General features: G+C 68.6%; 14 protein-coding genes and 1 tRNA gene. 8 read left to right on the forward strand and 7 right to left on the reverse strand.

The annotated features are described in order from the left end of the window. Window positions 1–73: 73 nt before the first annotated feature. Together ACYVGI_RS06730 and ACYVGI_RS06735 are read left to right on the forward strand one after the other, a co-directional pair. Window positions 74–1,750 (forward strand): bifunctional 3'-5' exonuclease/DNA polymerase, encoded by a 1,677-nt coding sequence (locus tag ACYVGI_RS06730; protein WP_460631863.1) that lies wholly within the window; start codon window positions 74–76, stop codon window positions 1,748–1,750. Window positions 1,751–1,826: 76 nt separating this feature from the next. Further along, window positions 1,827–2,675: a DUF1684 domain-containing protein gene (locus ACYVGI_RS06735; RefSeq protein WP_460631864.1), complete on the forward strand. Its 849-nt coding sequence runs from the start codon at window positions 1,827–1,829 to the stop codon at window positions 2,673–2,675. Window positions 2,676–2,782: 107 nt separating this feature from the next. On the opposite strand, the gene ACYVGI_RS06740 is transcribed toward ACYVGI_RS06735, so the two are convergent. Further along, window positions 2,783–3,337 (reverse strand): PadR family transcriptional regulator, encoded by a 555-nt coding sequence (locus tag ACYVGI_RS06740; protein WP_460631865.1) that lies wholly within the window; start codon window positions 3,335–3,337, stop codon window positions 2,783–2,785. Window positions 3,338–3,530: 193 nt separating this feature from the next. Here ACYVGI_RS06740 and ACYVGI_RS06745 point away from each other — a divergent pair, with 193 nt between their 5' ends. Next, window positions 3,531–4,034, forward strand: coding sequence for a DUF3145 domain-containing protein (locus ACYVGI_RS06745; RefSeq protein ID WP_460631866.1), 504 nt, complete (start codon window positions 3,531–3,533; stop codon window positions 4,032–4,034). A 136-nt stretch (window positions 4,035–4,170) separates the two neighbouring features. On the opposite strand, the gene ACYVGI_RS06750 is transcribed toward ACYVGI_RS06745, so the two are convergent. From ACYVGI_RS06750 to aceE, 6 genes are all read right to left on the reverse strand, one after another. After that, complete coding sequence (locus ACYVGI_RS06750; protein WP_460631867.1) at window positions 4,171–5,406, reverse strand: beta-ketoacyl-[acyl-carrier-protein] synthase family protein; 1,236 nt, start codon at window positions 5,404–5,406, stop codon at window positions 4,171–4,173. 119 nt (window positions 5,407–5,525) lie between these two features. Next, entirely contained in the window at window positions 5,526–5,774 is a 249-nt protein-coding gene (locus ACYVGI_RS06755; protein WP_055893767.1) for an acyl carrier protein, read from the reverse strand. 43 nt (window positions 5,775–5,817) lie between these two features. Further along, complete coding sequence (locus ACYVGI_RS06760) at window positions 5,818–6,822, reverse strand: beta-ketoacyl-ACP synthase III (RefSeq protein ID WP_460631868.1); 1,005 nt, start codon at window positions 6,820–6,822, stop codon at window positions 5,818–5,820. Window positions 6,823–6,832: 10 nt separating this feature from the next. Further along, window positions 6,833–7,753 carry an ACP S-malonyltransferase gene (locus ACYVGI_RS06765; RefSeq protein ID WP_460631869.1) on the reverse strand — a complete coding sequence of 307 codons (921 nt, stop codon included), beginning with the start codon at window positions 7,751–7,753 and terminating at the stop codon, window positions 6,833–6,835. Window positions 7,754–7,898: 145 nt separating this feature from the next. After that, the gene (locus ACYVGI_RS06770) at window positions 7,899–9,107 is read right to left on the reverse strand and encodes a PucR family transcriptional regulator (RefSeq protein ID WP_460631870.1); all 1,209 of its coding nucleotides are present in this window, start codon (window positions 9,105–9,107) and stop codon (window positions 7,899–7,901) included. Window positions 9,108–9,160: 53 nt separating this feature from the next. After that, complete coding sequence (aceE, locus tag ACYVGI_RS06775; RefSeq protein ID WP_460631871.1) at window positions 9,161–11,887, reverse strand: pyruvate dehydrogenase (acetyl-transferring), homodimeric type; 2,727 nt, start codon at window positions 11,885–11,887, stop codon at window positions 9,161–9,163. A gap of 204 nt (window positions 11,888–12,091) precedes the next feature. Here aceE and ACYVGI_RS06780 point away from each other — a divergent pair, with 204 nt between their 5' ends. The 5 genes from ACYVGI_RS06780 to ACYVGI_RS06800 all read left to right on the forward strand — a co-directional run bounded on the left by ACYVGI_RS06780 (window position 12,092) and on the right by ACYVGI_RS06800 (window position 15,924). Further along, window positions 12,092–12,565 (forward strand): peroxiredoxin, encoded by a 474-nt coding sequence (locus ACYVGI_RS06780; RefSeq protein ID WP_460631872.1) that lies wholly within the window; start codon window positions 12,092–12,094, stop codon window positions 12,563–12,565. Between the two features lie 15 nt (window positions 12,566–12,580). Continuing rightward, window positions 12,581–12,656, forward strand: a tRNA-Val gene (locus tag ACYVGI_RS06785). Window positions 12,657–12,889: 233 nt separating this feature from the next. After that, entirely contained in the window at window positions 12,890–13,978 is a 1,089-nt protein-coding gene (locus tag ACYVGI_RS06790) for a hypothetical protein (protein WP_460631873.1), read from the forward strand. A 626-nt stretch (window positions 13,979–14,604) separates the two neighbouring features. Beyond that, complete coding sequence (locus tag ACYVGI_RS06795; protein WP_460631874.1) at window positions 14,605–15,153, forward strand: RNA polymerase sigma factor; 549 nt, start codon at window positions 14,605–14,607, stop codon at window positions 15,151–15,153. A gap of 18 nt (window positions 15,154–15,171) precedes the next feature. Continuing rightward, window positions 15,172–15,924: a DUF1295 domain-containing protein gene (locus ACYVGI_RS06800; RefSeq protein WP_460631875.1), complete on the forward strand. Its 753-nt coding sequence runs from the start codon at window positions 15,172–15,174 to the stop codon at window positions 15,922–15,924. Window positions 15,925–15,997 lie beyond the last annotated feature (73 nt).

Consider the following 15,997-nt stretch of genomic DNA (forward strand, 5'->3'; position numbering starts at 1 on the left):
GAATTATCCTCACGTTCGTCGGCGGTGGCAAGACGCGTCCAGGAGTGTCGTCCGCTGGCCGCAGAATGGATGCGTGCACCTCGTACTCGACCGGCCGTCGCCCGGCAGCATCCTGGCGACCAGGGTCGACGCCGGCGGAGCGGTGGTCGGTGAGGAGACACTCCATGCCGACGCGCTGGTCGACTTCGTCCGCGACGAGGAGCGGGCGAGCCCGCGCTGGGCGTGGAGCGACACACGGCCCTGGTATCCGCCCCTGCTGGCCGCAGGCGTGCGCATCGAGCGCTGCGACGATCTGCAGCTCAATCACACCATCCTGCGGATGTCGTCCCTGTCGTCAGGCTCCGCGCTCGCGACCGCGCCACTCGGACCGTGGGATGCGCTGCCCGCCTTCGCCGAGGAGCATCCGGCCGTCCACACCGCCCTCTTCGACCTCGACGAGCACGAACAGCAGCAGCCGGCCCCGTCCGCTCTGGACGAGTTCCGGTCCCAGCGCGCAGCGGTCGACGGCAGCGCGAGCCCCGGCCGCCTCCGGCTGCTGCTCGCCGCCGAGTCCGCGGGCGCGCTGATCGCCGCGGAGATGCGCTTCGCCGGACTCCCGTACAGCGCCGACCGGCACGACGCCCTGCTCACCGGCCTGCTCGGTCCTCGCCCCGTTGCGGGAAGACCCGCCGTGCTCGACACCCTCGCCGCCGAGCTCCGGGCGCAACTGGAGAGCCCCGACCTCAACCCGGACAGCCCGCCCGAGGTGCTGCGGGCGCTCAAACGCGCAGGCCTCATGGTGACCTCGACGCGGTCGTGGGAGCTGCGCGATGTCGACCACCCGGCCATCCCTCCGCTGCTGCGGTACAAGAAGCTCGCCCGGCTGCTGAGCGCCAACGGCTGGACCTGGCTCGACACCTGGGTGCGAGACGGCCGGTTCCACCCCGACTACGTGCCTGGCGGGGTCGTCACCGGCCGCTGGGCCACGCGCGGCGGCGGAGCGCTGCAGCTTCCCAAGCAGGTGCGGGCAGCGGTGGTCGCCGACCCTGGCTGGAAGCTCGTGGTGGCCGACGCCGCTCAACTGGAGCCGCGCATCCTGACCGGGCTGTCCGGCGACCAGTCGATGGCGGCGGCCGGTCGCGGCAAAGACCTGTACGAGGGCATCGTCGCGTCCGGCGCCGTGGAAGAGCGCGCTCAGGCGAAAGTCGCGATGCTCGGGGCGATGTACGGCGCGACGACGGGGGAGAGCGGGCGACTGATGCCCCGGCTGACCAGGGCGTTCCCTCGCGCGATCCGGCTCGTCGAGGAAGCGGCGCGGGCGGGGGAGCGCGGCGAGGTGGTCACATCGCGGCTCGGCCGCAGCTCACCCAGGCCAGGCGGATCGTGGGCGGCGACACAGGCGGCGGCGTCCGCGCCGGAGTCGACGGCTGCGGACGAGCGCCGAGCCCGCAGCCAGGCCCGCGACTGGGGCAGGTTCACGCGCAACTTCGTGGTGCAGGCGAGCGCGGCGGAGTGGGCGCTGTGCTGGATGGCCGACCTCCGCAGGCGACTCACCGTGCTCGGCGCGGACGGGCCGCTGCTGGAGAGCCCCCACCTGGTGTACTTCCTGCACGACGAGGTGATCGTGCACGCACCGGCGGAGCTCGCGCAGCAGGCAGCGGATGCGGTGGTCGCCTCCGCCGAGGCGGCAGGACGGCTGCTGTTCGGCGACTTCCCCGTCGAGTTCCCCGTGACGGCGGCGGTGGTAGACGACTACGCAGAGGCGAAGTGAGCACGACGGCGCGACACGCGGAATGAAGCTGTGTCGGAGTTGGTTGTGCCGAGTGATCTGACCGAGGATGGAGACCATGACAGACACCGCCACAGCGCCAGCAGACCCCCGCGACATCCTGGCCAGGTACCGCCAACGCCGCGAGCAGGCCGTGACGGCGCCGAAGGGCAACCTGGCCCTCGTGAACACCCAGTGGATCACCGGGGACCCGGAGGCTGCAGCACAGCCGGTATGGGGCGTCCCCGGGCTCTGGGCGCCGCTTTCGAAGGGGCAGTCCGGGCTGAAGGTCGTCGCGACGGCCGCCGACGGCATCGTGGTGGACGGCACCCTGGTCGACGGTGAGGCGATCGTGCGCGGCAAGGACGACGCCGCTCCGAGCGAGATCGTCTTCAGCGACACGGTGACCGGCTTCGTGATCGCGAGCGAGGACGGCGACTACGCACTGCGGGTCTGGGACTCCAACTCGGAGGCGATCCAGGAGTTCGGGTCGATCGACGCGTTCGACTTCAACCCGGAGTGGATCATCCAGGCGCGGTTCTCGCCGATCGAGGGCGGCAAGACGGTCGGCTTCGAGCACCTCAAGGACGACGGCAGCACCAGGGAGAAGGTGATCCCCGGCGAGATCACGTTCAGCAAGGACGGGGTCGACTACAACCTCGCCGCGTTCAAGGCGGGGCGCGCCCTGCAGCTCGTCTTCGCCGACAGCACCAACGGCGATTCGACGTACTCCGTCGGCCGGTTCCTGTTCGTGGCTCCGAATCCGGACGGCACGGTGACGCTCGACTTCAACCTCGCCGTGCTGCCGCCCTGCGCGTTCAGCTACAACTTCAACTGCCCACTGCCGCCGGCGCAGAACCGCTTCGCGGTCCCCATCGAGGCCGGCGAGAAGAACGTCCTCAACAAGGCGGGCCAGCTCCTCCACTGAGCCATCCCCTCCCCACTCCATCGAGCCGGGACTTGTGCACGCTCGCCCTCGGCGTGTCGCGTGCATAAGTCCCGGCTCGATGATCGTGATCGTGCGGGAGGAGCGGATCAGGCGGGGCGGCGGCCCCGACGGGGACGCTCGGCGGAGCGGGCGAGCAGCAGTGCGTCCGGATGCGCGGTGAGCGTCGCGGAGACCTCGTCGAGCCACTCGATGGCCGCGCGTGCTCCGAGCTCGGCCGCGCGGTTCGCGGCGAGGACGGCACGCGAGTCAGCGTCGTGGCTGAGCTCGCGGATGCGCTCGGCGAACGCGGCGCGGTAGTCCGCGACCACGGCCGGCGCGTCCGCTCCCACGAGCGATGCGGCGATCAGCACCTGGTCCTGCATCTCGTCCCAGTCCGGGCGCGCATCCACCGGGCCGGAGGTCAGCCAGTCCTCCGCCGCCGCCGCGCCGTCCGCCGTGAGCGCGTAGAGCGGGAGCCCGTCGTCCGTGGTGCCCGCGGACTGGACGAGACCTTGATCGGCCATCCGGTCGAGCGTCGAGTACACCTGACCGGCGTTGAGCTGACGGCGGTGCGCAGCCCGCGCCAGGAACTCGCCCTGCAACTGCGAGCCGTATGCTGCGCCCTGGGTGAGCAGGGCGAGGAAGCCATTCTGTACCGACATACTCGGTATGCTATTCCGTTGCGCCGCCGTTCGGCCGCCACGCCGCAGCCAAACCGTTGCAATCTTGTGACATGCGGGGTTTCTGCGGCATAATTCACAGGAGTGGCCGTTACGGTCCACAATTTCACACAGTGCCGGTGAGTACCGCCGATTGGTCGTTGGGGAAGACGCATCCAATCGAACGGAGGACATCATGGCGGCACACGCAAGTCGGGGAGTGCTCTACGTGCACTCTTCCCCTGGCGCGCTCTGCCCCCACATCGAGTGGGCTGCGGGACGCGCTATCGGTCGCGCCGTGAACTTCACCTGGGAGTCCCAGCCGGTGCTGAAGGGCTCCCAGCGCACCGAGTTCTTCTGGGAGGGCCCGCAGGGCACCGGAGCGGCCATCGCCTCCGCACTGCGCGGCTGGGAGCACCTCCGCTTCGAGGTCACAGAGGATGCGGGCCTCGGCTCGGACGGCGGCCGGTGGATGCACACCCCCGACCTCGGGATCTTCTTCGCCCAGACCGACACCGCGGGCAACATGGTCGTCCCCGAGGACAGGGTGCGATACGCCATGGAGATCGCGGGCGCCAACGCCAGGGAGCTGCACCGCGAGCTGCGGCTCGCCCTCGGCCAGGCGTGGGACGACGAGCTCGAGCCGTTCCGGCACGCCAGCGACGAGACCAGCGTGGTCTGGCTGCACAAGGTCGGCTGACCGGCAGGCTCAGCGACAGGCTCCCGCGGCGGGCCGGCCCAGGCATCACGCGCTGCCGCCCGCACGCGGTGAAACGAGAAAGGCCCCGACCGGGGTGAACCGGTCGGGGCCTTCGTGCGTGCAGCCTCGGTCCGGATCAGACCGAGCGGAACGCGACGACGGCGTTGTGGCCGCCGAAGCCGAACGAGTTGCTGATGGCCAGCAGGTCGCCGTCGCCGAGTTTGCGCGGCGAGGTGACGACATCGAGCGGGATCTCGGGGTCTTTCTCCGTCAGGTTGATCGTCGGCGGTGCGACGCGCTCGTGCAGCGACATGACCGTGAACAGCGCCTCGATCGCACCGGCGCCACCCAGGAGGTGGCCCGTGGACGCCTTGGTCGCCGACACGGGGATGCCGTCCAGCAGGTCGCCGAAGACGCGACGCAGCGCGTTGTACTCGGCGATGTCGCCGACCGGCGTGCTGGTGGCGTGTGCGTTGATGTGCGCGACGTCGGACAGCGAAGCACCAGCACCCTCGACCGCGGCGATCATCGCGCGGGCGGCTGCCGAACCCTCGGGGTCGGGAGCGGTGATGTGGTACGCGTCGCTGGTGACGGAGCCGCCGACCAGCTCGGCGTAGATCTTCGCGCCGCGGGCCTTGGCGTGCTCCTCGGTCTCGAGCACGAGCGCGGCAGCGCCCTCGCCGAGCACGAAGCCGTCGCGCGTGACGTCGTACGGGCGGGATGCGGTGGCCGGGTCGTCGTTGCGCTTCGACAGTGCCTGCATGGCGGCGAACGACGCGATGGGCAGCGGGTGGATGGCCGCCTCAGACCCTCCGGCGATCACGACGTCGGCGAGGCCCTGCTGCAGGTGGTCGTATGCGTTGGCGATCGACTCCGTGGACGATGCACAGGCGGACACGACGGTGCGGATGCCTGCGCGGGCGTGCAGGTCCATGCCGATCGCGGCGCCCGGGCCGTTCGGCATGAGCATCGGGACCGTCATCGGCATGACACGGCGCGGTCCGCGCTCGCGCAGGGTGTCCCACGCGTCGATCAGGGTCCAGACGCCGCCGATGCCGGTCGCCCAGTCGACAGCGAGCCGCTCCGGCTCGACCTCGGGGGAGCCGGCGTCCGCGTATGCCTCGCGTCCGGCGATGAGCGCGAACTGGCTGGACGGGTCGAGGCGCTTGACCTCGTGGCGTTCGAGCACGGAGGCGGCGTCGACCCTCGCCTGCGCGGCGAACGTGACGGGGAGCTCCAGCTCGGAGACCCACTCCTTCTCGATGGTTCTCGCGCCGGACTCGCCGGCGAGCAGCGCTTTCCAGCTCTCAGCGGCGGTGCCACCGAGGGGCGACGCTGCGCCCACGCCGGTGACGACGATCTTCTTGGTCATAACGGCAACTCTCCGTAGATGGAACACGGCACGCGCTCATGGCGCGGCCAACCGCGGGGGACCGGACATCGGGGGTGCCGAGCCGGTCCCGACCGCGAGGGACGTTTCTCGTGCGGGGTTTAGGCCTGAGCCTTGACGATGAACTCGACGGCGTCGCCGACGGTCTTGAGGTTCTTGACCTCTTCGTCCGGGATCTTGACGTCGAACTTGTCCTCGGCGTTGACCACGATGGTCATCATCGAGATGGAGTCGATGTCCAGGTCGTCGGTGAACGACTTGCCCAGCTCGACAGTGTCGGTCGCGATGCCGGTCTCGTCGTTGATGAGCTCGGCCAGGCCGGCGAGAACTTCTTCGGTGGACAATGCCATGGTGTTTTCTCCTTGAGGGGTGTCGTTTTGACCGTTGAACAGTTTAGGGCAGCACGACGACCTGTGCGCCGAACACGAGGCCCGCGCCGAAGCCGATTTGCAATGCGAGCCCGCCCGACAGCTCAGGATGCTCCTGCAGCAGTCGGTGCGTCGCCAGCGGGATGGAAGCCGCCGAGGTGTTCCCGGTCGTCTCGATGTCACGCGCGATGGCGACGGTCTCCGGCAGTTTGAGCTGCTTGGCGAACTCGTCGACGATGCGCATGTTGGCCTGGTGGGGGATGAACGCGGCGAGCTGATCGGGGGTGACGCCCGCCGCATCCAGTGCCTGCTTCGCGACCTTCGCCATCTCCCAGACCGCCCAGCGGAAGACCGTCTGGCCCTCCTGGCGCAGCGTCGGCCAGGGCTTCTCCCCGTCGCGGAACTCCACGAGGGTGCCGTCCATGCCGACCGCGTCGGCCTTCGAGCCGTCCGAGCCCCAGATGGTCTTCGAGATGCCGGGGTATTCGCTCGGGCCGATGACGACAGCGCCTGCGCCGTCGCCGAGGAGGAACGAGATGGTGCGGTCGGTCGGGTCGACGACGTCGGACAGCTTCTCGGCTCCGACGACGAGCGCGTAGTGCGCGACACCCGTGCGGATGAGGGCGTCCGCCTGCGCGACCGCGTACGCGTAGCCCGCACAGGCGGCGTTCATGTCGTATGCGGCGGCCGGGTTCGCGCCGACCCGGTCGGCGAGGACGGCGGCGAGCGACGGCGTCTGCCGGGCGTTGCTGATGGTGGCGACGATCACGAGGTCGATCAGCGCCGGGTCGACGCCGGAAGCGGCGATCGCCTCCTTCGACGCCTCGGTGGCGAGGTCGACGGCGAGAACGTCGTGGCTCGCCCTGGTGCGGGTCACGATGCCGGTGCGCTGCCTGATCCACTCGTCGGAGGAGTTGATGGGGCCGACCAGGTCGTCGTTGGGCACGACGAGGTCGCCGCGTGCCGCACCGATCGACAGGATGCGCGTGTACTGCGGGCCGTGGGCCTGCTGGAGTGTCGGGTGGGTCATCTGGGTTCTCCTAGGCGGCCTGGTCGATGAGGTCGAACGCGGCCGGCAGGTCGTCCGGCGTCTTGACGGCGACGCTCGGGATGCCTTTCAGGCCGCGTTTGGCGAGGCCGACGAGAGCGCCGGCGGGGGCCACCTCGACGATACCGGTCACACCGGCGGCCTGGAACGCCTCCATGCAGAGGTCCCAGCGCACGGGAGAGGACACCTGGCCGACCAGGAGCCTGAGGAACTCTGCGCCGGAGTCGACGCGCGAGCCGTCCTTGTTGGTCCACAGCGGCAGCGTCGGATCGTTCGTCGGCACCGTGGATGCGAACGCCTCCAGGGCGGGAACGGCCGGCGCCATGTAGCGGGTGTGGAACGCCCCGGCGACCTGCAGCGGAATGACCCGTGCGCGGGCCGGCGGGTTCTCGGAGAGCGCGGCGAGCGCATCCACTGCACCGGCGACGACGATCTGGCCTGCACCGTTGTAGTTGGCGGGGGAGAGGCCGAGGTCGTCCAGCTTCGCCAGCAGTTCGGCCTCGTCTGCGCCGATGACGGCGCTCATGCCGGTGGCGGCCTCTGCTGCTGCGGCCGCCATGGCCGCTCCGCGCTCGCGGACGAACGCGACGGCGTCGGTCTCACTGAGGACGCCAGCGCCCGCAGCGGCGGTCAGCTCGCCGACCGAGTGCCCCGCGATGCCGCCGATGCGGTCACGGCGCCCGTCCGCGAACAGCGCGGAGAGCGTCAGGAGCCCGGCCGAGACGATGAGCGGCTGGGCGACCGCCGTGTCGCGGATCGTGTCCGCGTCGCTCACGGTGCCGTGGGCGACGAGGTCGATGCCGACGGCGTCGGAGATGCCGGTGAGCTGCTCGCGGAACCGCGGCTCGGTGAGCCACGGGTCGAGGAAGCCAGGGGTTTGGGAGCCCTGCCCAGGGCACACGATGACGATCACGGGTTCCAGTCTGCCAATCTTCCGCTCAGCGGATGTGTCGAACGGATACCAAGTATTCCGCAAACGTTTGTCAACGGGTGACAACGGCCGGGCTCAGTAGAACGGGAACCCGACCGCCGTCGGGGTGCCAGGCCGGCGCCGCGAGCTACGGGCGGCGCGGCCCGTCCGGCTCGTTGATGGAGCCGACGATGAGCGCCGCCTGGAGGATGAGGGCCTCGCGGGCGCCCGTCGCATCCCAGCCGATGACCTCGGAGACGCGCTTCAGCCGGTAGCGGACGGTGTTCGGGTGCACGAACAGCTCGCGGGCCGTCGCCTCCAGCGAGCGGCCGTTGTCGAGGTAGCACCAGAGCGTCGTCAGAAGCTCGGTCGAGTGCGCCTGAAGCGGACGGTAGATGCGGTTGATCAGCGTCGCGCGCGCCAGACCGTCCCCGGCGAGGGCGCGTTCCGGCAGCAGGTCGTCCGCGTGCACGGGGCGAGGGCAGTTGCGCCAGGCGCGGGCCACCGCGAAACCGGCCAGGGCGGCCTTGGCGCTCTTCGACGCATCCACCAGGCTCGGCACCTCGTGGCCGAGCACCAGGTGGCCGGCGCCGAAACCGGGCTCCAACTGCGTCGCGATCTCCAGGAAGCTGACCACAGGGGTCGCGCCGATGGCGTCGTCCGGAGTGGATGCGCTCGGCCAGGCCCGTCCGATGACGAGCACCAGCCTGCTGCCCTGAACGCCGATCAGCACGTCCGCCGACATGTGCCGTGCGGTGCGGCGCAACTGGTCGACGTCGAGAAGCTTGGGCGCCGTGCCGACGAGCACGGAGACCTCGCCGTGACCGTGCCAGCCGAGCGCGGCGATCCTGCTGGGCAGCTCGTCGTCGTACTCGCCGGTCAGGATGCTGTCCACCACGAGGGCTTCCAGCCGCGCGTCCCACAGACCGCGAGCCTCGGCGGCGCGCGCGTAGACGTCGGCGGCCCCGAAAGCGATCTCCCTCGAGTAGAGCAGGATCGCCTCCCGGAGTGCTTCTCCGCCGTTCTTGACCCTGTCCTCGACGACCTCGACGGTCACCTTGATGAGCTGCAGGGTCTGCTGCAGGCTGACGCTCCGGAGCAGCTCACGAGGAGCCGCCCCGAAGACGTCCGCTGCGATCCACGGCGTCGACCGCGGGTCGTCGAACCACGAGATGAACGACGAGATGCCCGCCTGCGCCACGAGGCCCACCGCCGACCGCCTGCCAGGAGGCATGTCGCGGTACCACGGCAGGGTGTCCTCGAGGCGCTTCAGGGTTGCCGTTGCGAGCTCGCCGGAGATCTTCCGCAGCCACGCCAGGGTGTCAGCCTTCGACCGTTCCGCTGCTTTCTTCGGCACGGCGTCCGGCTTCTTCGGCGCGGCATCTGCCTTATCGGGCACGGGAGCCGACGTCAGCTCTCGCCGCCGGCGCTGCCGGTGGTTCCCGCGTTCACGTCGTGCAGCAGGTACTTCTCGATCGCCCAGGCCGGAGCGTTCGGGTCGACCTGGCCGCGAGCCGCAAGCAGCTCGAGGGTGCGGACGACCATCGACGGACCGTCGATCTTGAAGAACCGGCGAGCGGCGGGCCTGGTGTCGGAGAAGCCGAAGCCGTCCGCACCGAGCGTCGCGAACTCACCGGGCACGAACTGCCGGATCTGGTCGGGGACCGCGTGCATGAAGTCGGTGACCGCGACGAACGGGCCGTCCGCATCCTGCAGCTTGCGGGTGACGTACGGCACCTGCTTCTCCTGCTGCGGGTAGAGGAAGTTGTGCTCCTCTGCCGCGAGACCGTCGCGGCGCAGCTCCGACCACGAGGTGACGGACCAGACGTCGGCCGACACGCCCCAGTCCTGCGCGAGCAGGTGCTGCGCTTCGAGCGCCCACGGCACGGAGACGCCGGATGCGAGCAACTGCGCCTTCGGGCCGGACACGTCCGACACGCTCAGGCGGTGGATGCCGCGCACGATCCCGTCGACGTCGACGCCCTCCGGCTCGGCCGGGTGGACGATCGGCTCGTTGTACACCGTGAGGTAGTACATGACGTTCGGGTCGGGGTGGTTGCCGCCGTACATCCGCTCCAGGCCGTTGCGCACGATGTGGCCGATCTCGTAGCCGTACGCCGGGTCGTACGAGACGACGGCCGGGTTGGTGTTCGCGAGGACGAGCGAGTGGCCGTCAGCGTGCTGCAGGCCTTCACCGGTCAGCGTGGTGCGTCCGGCGGTGGCGCCGATCATGAAGCCGCGGGCCATCTGGTCGCCTGCCGCCCAGATCGCGTCGCCCGTGCGCTGGAAGCCGAACATCGAGTAGAACACGTACACCGGGATGAGCGGCTCGCCCTGGGTGGCGTACGACGTTCCGACGTTGGTGAACGCCGCGAGAGCTCCCGCCTCGTTGATGCCGACGTGGATGATCTGGCCCTGCGGGCTCTCCTTGTATGCCAGGAGCAGCTCGCGGTCGACCGAGGTGTAGTGCTGGCCGTTCGGGTTGTAGATCTTCGCGTTCGGGAAGAACGCGTCCATGCCGAAGGTGCGCGCCTCGTCCGGGATGATCGGGACGATGCGGTGACCGAAGTCCTTCGCGCGCAGCAGGTCCTTCAGCAGACGCACGAACGCCATGGTGGTGGCGATCTCCTGCGTGCCGGAGCCCTTCTTGGAGATGGCGTACGCCGAGTCGTCCGGGAGGGTGAGCTGCGTGTACTTGCTGCGACGCTCCGGCACGTAGCCGCCGAGCGCGCGGCGACGGTCGTGCAGGTACTGGATCGCCTCGTCCTCCGGACCGGGGTTGTAGTACGGCGGAAGGTACGGGTTCTCCTCGAGCTGCGCATCCGACACCGGGATGCGCATGGCGTCGCGGAACGTCTTCAGGTTGTCGAGCGTCATCTTCTTCATCTGGTGGGTCGCGTTGCGGCCCTCGAAGCTCGGACCGAGGCCATAGCCCTTGATGGTCTTCGCGATGATGACGGTGGGCTGGCCCTTGTGCTCGGTGGCCGCCTTGAACGCCGCGTACACCTTGCGGTAGTCGTGACCGCCGCGCTTGAGGCCCCAGACCTGGTCGTCCGTGTAGTCCTTGACGAGTTCGAGGGTGCGCGGGTCGCGGCCGAAGAAGTTCTCGCGCACGTATGCGCCGTTCTCCGTCTTGTAGGTCTGGTAGTCGCCGTCCGGGGTCTGGTTCATCAGGTTCACCAGGGCGCCATCCGAGTCGCGGGCGAGCAGGTCGTCCCACTCGCGGCCCCAGATCACCTTGATGACGTTCCAGCCGGCGCCGCGGAAGTAGCTCTCGAGCTCCTGGATGATCTTGCCGTTGCCGCGCACAGGACCGTCGAGGCGCTGCAGGTTGGCGTTGACGACGAAGGTGAGGTTGTCGAGCTTCTCGTTCGCGGCCACCTGGAGCTGGCCGCGGCTCTCGACCTCATCCATCTCGCCGTCGCCGAGGAACGCCCAGACGTGCTGGTCGCTCGCATCCTTGATGCCGCGGTTGGTGAGGTACTTGTTGAGCTGCGCCTGGTAGATCGCGTTGATCGGGCCGAGGCCCATCGACACGGTCGGGAACTGCCAGAACTCCGGCATGAGGCGCGGGTGCGGGTACGACGACAGACCGCCGCCGGCGTGCGACTTCTCCTGGCGGAAGCCGTCGAGCTGGTCGGCGCTCAGGCGGCCTTCGAGGAAGGCGCGGGCGTACGGGCCGGGGGAGGCGTGGCCCTGGAAGAAGACCTGGTCTCCTCCGCCCGGGTGGTCCTGACCGCGGAAGAAGTGGTTGAAGCCGATCTCGTAGAGCGTCGCACTGGAGGCGTAGCTCGAGAGGTGGCCGCCGACGGCGATGCCCGGACGCTGCGCGCGGTGCACCATGACGGCCGCGTTCCAGCGGATCCAGGCGCGGTAGCGGCGCTCGACCTCCTCGTCGCCGGGGAATTCCGGCTCGTTCTCGGGGGAGATGGTGTTGATGTAGTCCGTGGTCGGAACCATCGGAACACCGAGCTGCAGTTCTTTGGAGCGCTTGAGCAGGCTCAGCATGATCTCACGAGCGCGCTCGTGGCCATGGGCCGCAACCAGTGCGTCGAGGGATTCCTGCCATTCGGCGGTCTCCTCCGGGTCCGAATCGATGTGATTCACCGAGTACGGGTCCTGGTCGTTTACAGTCACCCTCGACCTCTTTCTTGTGTCGGATAGATGGTAGACGGAGCTGATCGCTGTCGGGTCACAACAAGGGCGATGGCACCATCTGCCAGCCTAGCCTCACTCCGAGGCTCCTGTTGACCGCTCCATTTGACTCCACGGCAAGCGGGTCTAAGCTGTGTCCTCGTGCGTGCGCGGCATTCCGGCGCGCGAGCGTCGAAAGGAAACACCATGGCTCTGGAGAACGACACCCAGGCACCCGACTTCGAACTCGTCGACCAGTACGGCCAGACGGTGAGACTCAGCGACTTCCGCGGCAAGAAGGCGGTGGCGCTCGTCTTCTTCCCCCTCGCGTTTTCCGGCACGTGCACCGGCGAGCTGTGCGCGCTGCGCGACAACCTCAACCTGTTCAAGGACCACGCGGTCGAGCTGATCGGCATCTCGGTGGACTCCAAGTACACACTGCGTGCGTGGGCAGAGCAGGAGGGCTACGACTTCACCCTCCTCGCCGACTTCTGGCCGCACGGCGAGATCTCCAAGGAGTACGGCGTGTTCCTGCAGGAGAAGGGCTTCGCCAACCGGGCCACGTTCGTGATCGACGAGTCCGGCATCATCCGGGCGTCGTTCATCACCGCCCCCGGCGAGGCGCGCTCGATCGAGGCGTACAAGGCGGCGCTGGAGCTGCTGCCGCTGCACGTCGGCTAGGCTGAACGCGCTGAAGGGCCTTTAGCTCAGCTGGTAGAGCGCCACGTTTACACCGTGGATGTCGTCGGTTCGATCCCGGCAGGGCCCACCATTGATGCATTCGTCGCCGGTTCGATGCAGTGCCTGAGGCAGGGCCCACCATTGATGCACTCGTCGCCGGTTCGATGCAGTGCCTGAGGCAGGGCCCACCATTGATGCATTCGACGCCGGTTCGATGCAGTGCCCGAGGCAGGGCCCACCATTGACACCCCACAACGCGGGTGAGCGCGAGTCTCGGCGCCCTTGGTAGCTTTCGAGTGCCAACTAGGACGCCGAAGGAGCCAGATGACAGTGCACGATATTCCCGACACCGCTGAGGTCCGGGAGCGCATGGCGGTCGGCCAGCAGGAGGGCATGACCGCCCTTGGACTCGGACCCACCGTCGAAGCGTGGGAGGACGGCTACCGGGCGGCCGCCGCAGCGGACAGCACATTCGAGTGGTGGTACTTCGACTGCCAGTTCACCGACGGCTCGACGCTCGTTGTCACCTTCTCCAACAAGCCGCACACGGATCCGTCCGGGCCGCTCACGCCGACCGTCCTGATCATCCGGCAGCTCGCCGACGGCACGCGGCTGCACCTCGAGCCCGCGTTCCCGGCGTCGGAGTTCAGCGCGGCGACCGACGGCTGCGACGTGCGCATCGGGAACAACACGGTCTCCGGGGACCTCGACCACTACGTCTTGCACATCGAGGCCGACGGCATCGTCGCTGACGTGACGATCGACCGGGAGGCTCCGTCGTGGCGCCCTGGCGCCGGCATCAACTACTTCGACTCAGCCCGCACGCACTACCTGGCGTGGGTTGTCCCCGTGCCGTACGGCCGCGTCACAGCGACCATCACCGAGGGGGAGACGAGCTCCGAGCTCGCTGGAAGCGCCTACCACGACCACAACTGGGGCAACCATCTCATGGGGTCGTTCCTCGACCACTGGTACTGGGGTCGTGCGCATGTCGGCGAATACACGGTCGTCTACGTGCGCATGACGACGAAGGGGCTGATGGGGTTCGGCGAGCTGAACATCCCGACCTTTTACCTGGCGAAAGGCGATGCGCTCATCACCGACGACCTGCTCCCGCTCCGGTTGGAGACCAGCGGGGAGGTCGCCGGCCCTGGCCACCAGACCTACCCCACGCGTATGGTGTGGTCGTGGGCGTCAGAGCGCGGCACGATCACGATGACGGCGACGGACCCGACGCTTATCGAGTCGCTGGACATGAGCCCCCAGCGGCACGGAATCGCCCGCGTCCTGCACGGCGGCGAGCACCCGATGTACTACGACTTTAACGCGGACTTCGACCTCGACATCGCGCTCGACGACGTCACCGATCACGTCACCGGCCGGACTCTGTACGAGAAGATGATGTTCCGCTGATCCGGGAGAACGATAAAGGCGACGGGTGCATCTCGACCCCGCCGCCTTTGTTCTCGCCTCAGCAGCGGCGCAGACTGCCGACAGAATCCGTGACGACCGCCGGGCCATTTGCAAGGTACTGCTCTGGACTCACACCCAGGTCGTCGGTGATGGCGCCGCTCGCAGGAGTGGAATCGGCCGTGCGCGAGCGAGGTGGAGGCGCGTGTCATTCGTCAAGTGAACCGGCGGATATCGCGTTAAATAGCATGCGTAGGCATCACAGCCAAGCAGGACGGCAGCGCTTGGAGAATCCGCATCGAATCGCAGCTCCGCAAATGATGGTGGTCGTGTGGTGGTCGTGAAACCAACAAACACCCGCAAACCTCCCACACTCGCCGCATCTGCGAGATGCCCGAGTCACGCTCTCGGCCAGCGATTCTCCCTGGTTGCTTGCGATTAGTTGCGAGTAGCTGGCAACGGTAAGCGCGTTTACACCGTGGATGTCGTCGGTTCGATCCCGGCAGGGCCCACCACACTCTTCCTCTGCGTCTGGCGCAAAGTGGCTTCTGTGACGGCGTAAAACGGCTAGCCGCCCGCACGCGGTTTTCCTACGGTGGTTCGCGAACCGACCAGCAAGGAAGCACCGGATGCGCACCCCCGCAGAAACCGCCGTCGACGACACCCTCGTGACCCGCAGCCGTGCGGGAGACACGCACGCGTACGCCGAGCTCTGGAGGCGGCACTCCGGCGCCGGTCTCGCGTACGCCGCAACCGTCACGTCGACGTTCGACGCCGCCGACCTCGTCTCTGAGGCGTTCGTCAAGATCATGATCGCCCTGCGCAACGGCAACGGCCCGCGCAACGGCTTCCGCTCCTACCTCTACGCCACGATCCGCAACACCGCGGCCTCCTGGGGCGCGGCGCGCAACGAGGTCGCCATCGACCATGCGGAGTTCTTCGCCGACGCGCGATTCAGCCAGGAACGCGAGGACATCGTGTGGGAGGGACGGCGCGTCGCCGCGGCTTTCTGCGCTCTCCCGGAGCGGTGGCGTCAGGCGCTCTGGTACAGCGAGGTCGAACGGCTCAGTCCGCCAGAGCTCGGCCGCCTGCTCGGCATCACGGCGAATGCAGCGGCCGCCCTTGCCTACCGTGCCCGCGAAGGCCTGCGCCGGTCATGGGAGTCTGCGGCGGCGTAGCGTCGCTAGACTCCCGCCATGCCCGACGGCCCCTATCGCTGGTTCGTGTACGCCGAGATCGCCCTCGCGGTGGTCACCTTCGTCGCGCTGTGCTTCGTGGTGGCGCCATACGGTCGGCACGGCCGCTCCGGATGGGGGCCGACCGTCCCTGCCCGCGTCGGCTGGGTCGTGATGGAGAGTCCAGCATCCATCGTCTTCCTGCTGTTCTACCTGCTCGGCGAGCACCGGTTCGAGCTGGTGCCGCTGCTGTTCCTGGCGCTGTGGCAGCTCCACTATGTGCAGCGCGCGTTCGTGTACCCGTTCCTGATGCGCACAGGGTCGCGGATGCCCGTGTCCGTGGTGGCGATGGCGATCCTGTTCAACCTGCTCAACGCCTGGGTGAACGCACGGTGGATCTCGGAGTACGGGCAGTACGCGAACACCTGGCTGGCCGACCCGCGCTTCTGGATCGGGGTGGTCGTGTTCCTCGCGGGGTTCGCGCTCAACGTCGGCTCCGACCGCATCCTGCGCAGGCTGCGCGGTGCGCGGTCGGGCGGGTACAGCATCCCGCGTGGTGGCGGCTACCGCTGGGTGTCGAGCCCGAACTATCCGGGCGAGATGGTGGAGTGGACCGGCTGGGTGATAGCGACGTGGTCGCTCGCCGGGCTGGCGTTCGCGCTGTACACGGTCGCGAACCTCGCACCACGGGCGATGGCCAACCACCGCTGGTATCGGCAGACGTTCGACGACTATCCTCCTGAGCGCAAGGCGATCGTGCCGTACCTGCTCTGACGAACGCCATCCAGGCTGCCGACCGCTCTGACGGTGGTGCCGCGTACGCTGGCCGCAGTCGCGTCCAGGCAGG

It is taken from the genome of Leifsonia lichenia (genome assembly GCF_054780215.1).

Coding starts and splice junctions, on each gene's coding strand:
- ACYVGI_RS06735 (WP_460631864.1), top strand. CDS start 1,827: ATGACAGACACCGCCACAGCGCCAGCAGACCCCCGCGACATCCTGGCC.
- ACYVGI_RS06740 (WP_460631865.1), bottom strand. CDS start 3,337: ATGTCGGTACAGAATGGCTTCCTCGCCCTGCTCACCCAGGGCGCAGCA.
- ACYVGI_RS06745 (WP_460631866.1), top strand. CDS start 3,531: ATGGCGGCACACGCAAGTCGGGGAGTGCTCTACGTGCACTCTTCCCCT.
- ACYVGI_RS06750 (WP_460631867.1), bottom strand. CDS start 5,406: ATGACCAAGAAGATCGTCGTCACCGGCGTGGGCGCAGCGTCGCCCCTC.
- ACYVGI_RS06755 (WP_055893767.1), bottom strand. CDS start 5,774: ATGGCATTGTCCACCGAAGAAGTTCTCGCCGGCCTGGCCGAGCTCATC.
- ACYVGI_RS06760 (WP_460631868.1), bottom strand. CDS start 6,822: ATGACCCACCCGACACTCCAGCAGGCCCACGGCCCGCAGTACACGCGC.
- ACYVGI_RS06780 (WP_460631872.1), top strand. CDS start 12,092: ATGGCTCTGGAGAACGACACCCAGGCACCCGACTTCGAACTCGTCGAC.
- ACYVGI_RS06790 (WP_460631873.1), top strand. CDS start 12,890: ATGACAGTGCACGATATTCCCGACACCGCTGAGGTCCGGGAGCGCATG.
- ACYVGI_RS06795 (WP_460631874.1), top strand. CDS start 14,605: ATGCGCACCCCCGCAGAAACCGCCGTCGACGACACCCTCGTGACCCGC.
- ACYVGI_RS06800 (WP_460631875.1), top strand. CDS start 15,172: ATGCCCGACGGCCCCTATCGCTGGTTCGTGTACGCCGAGATCGCCCTC.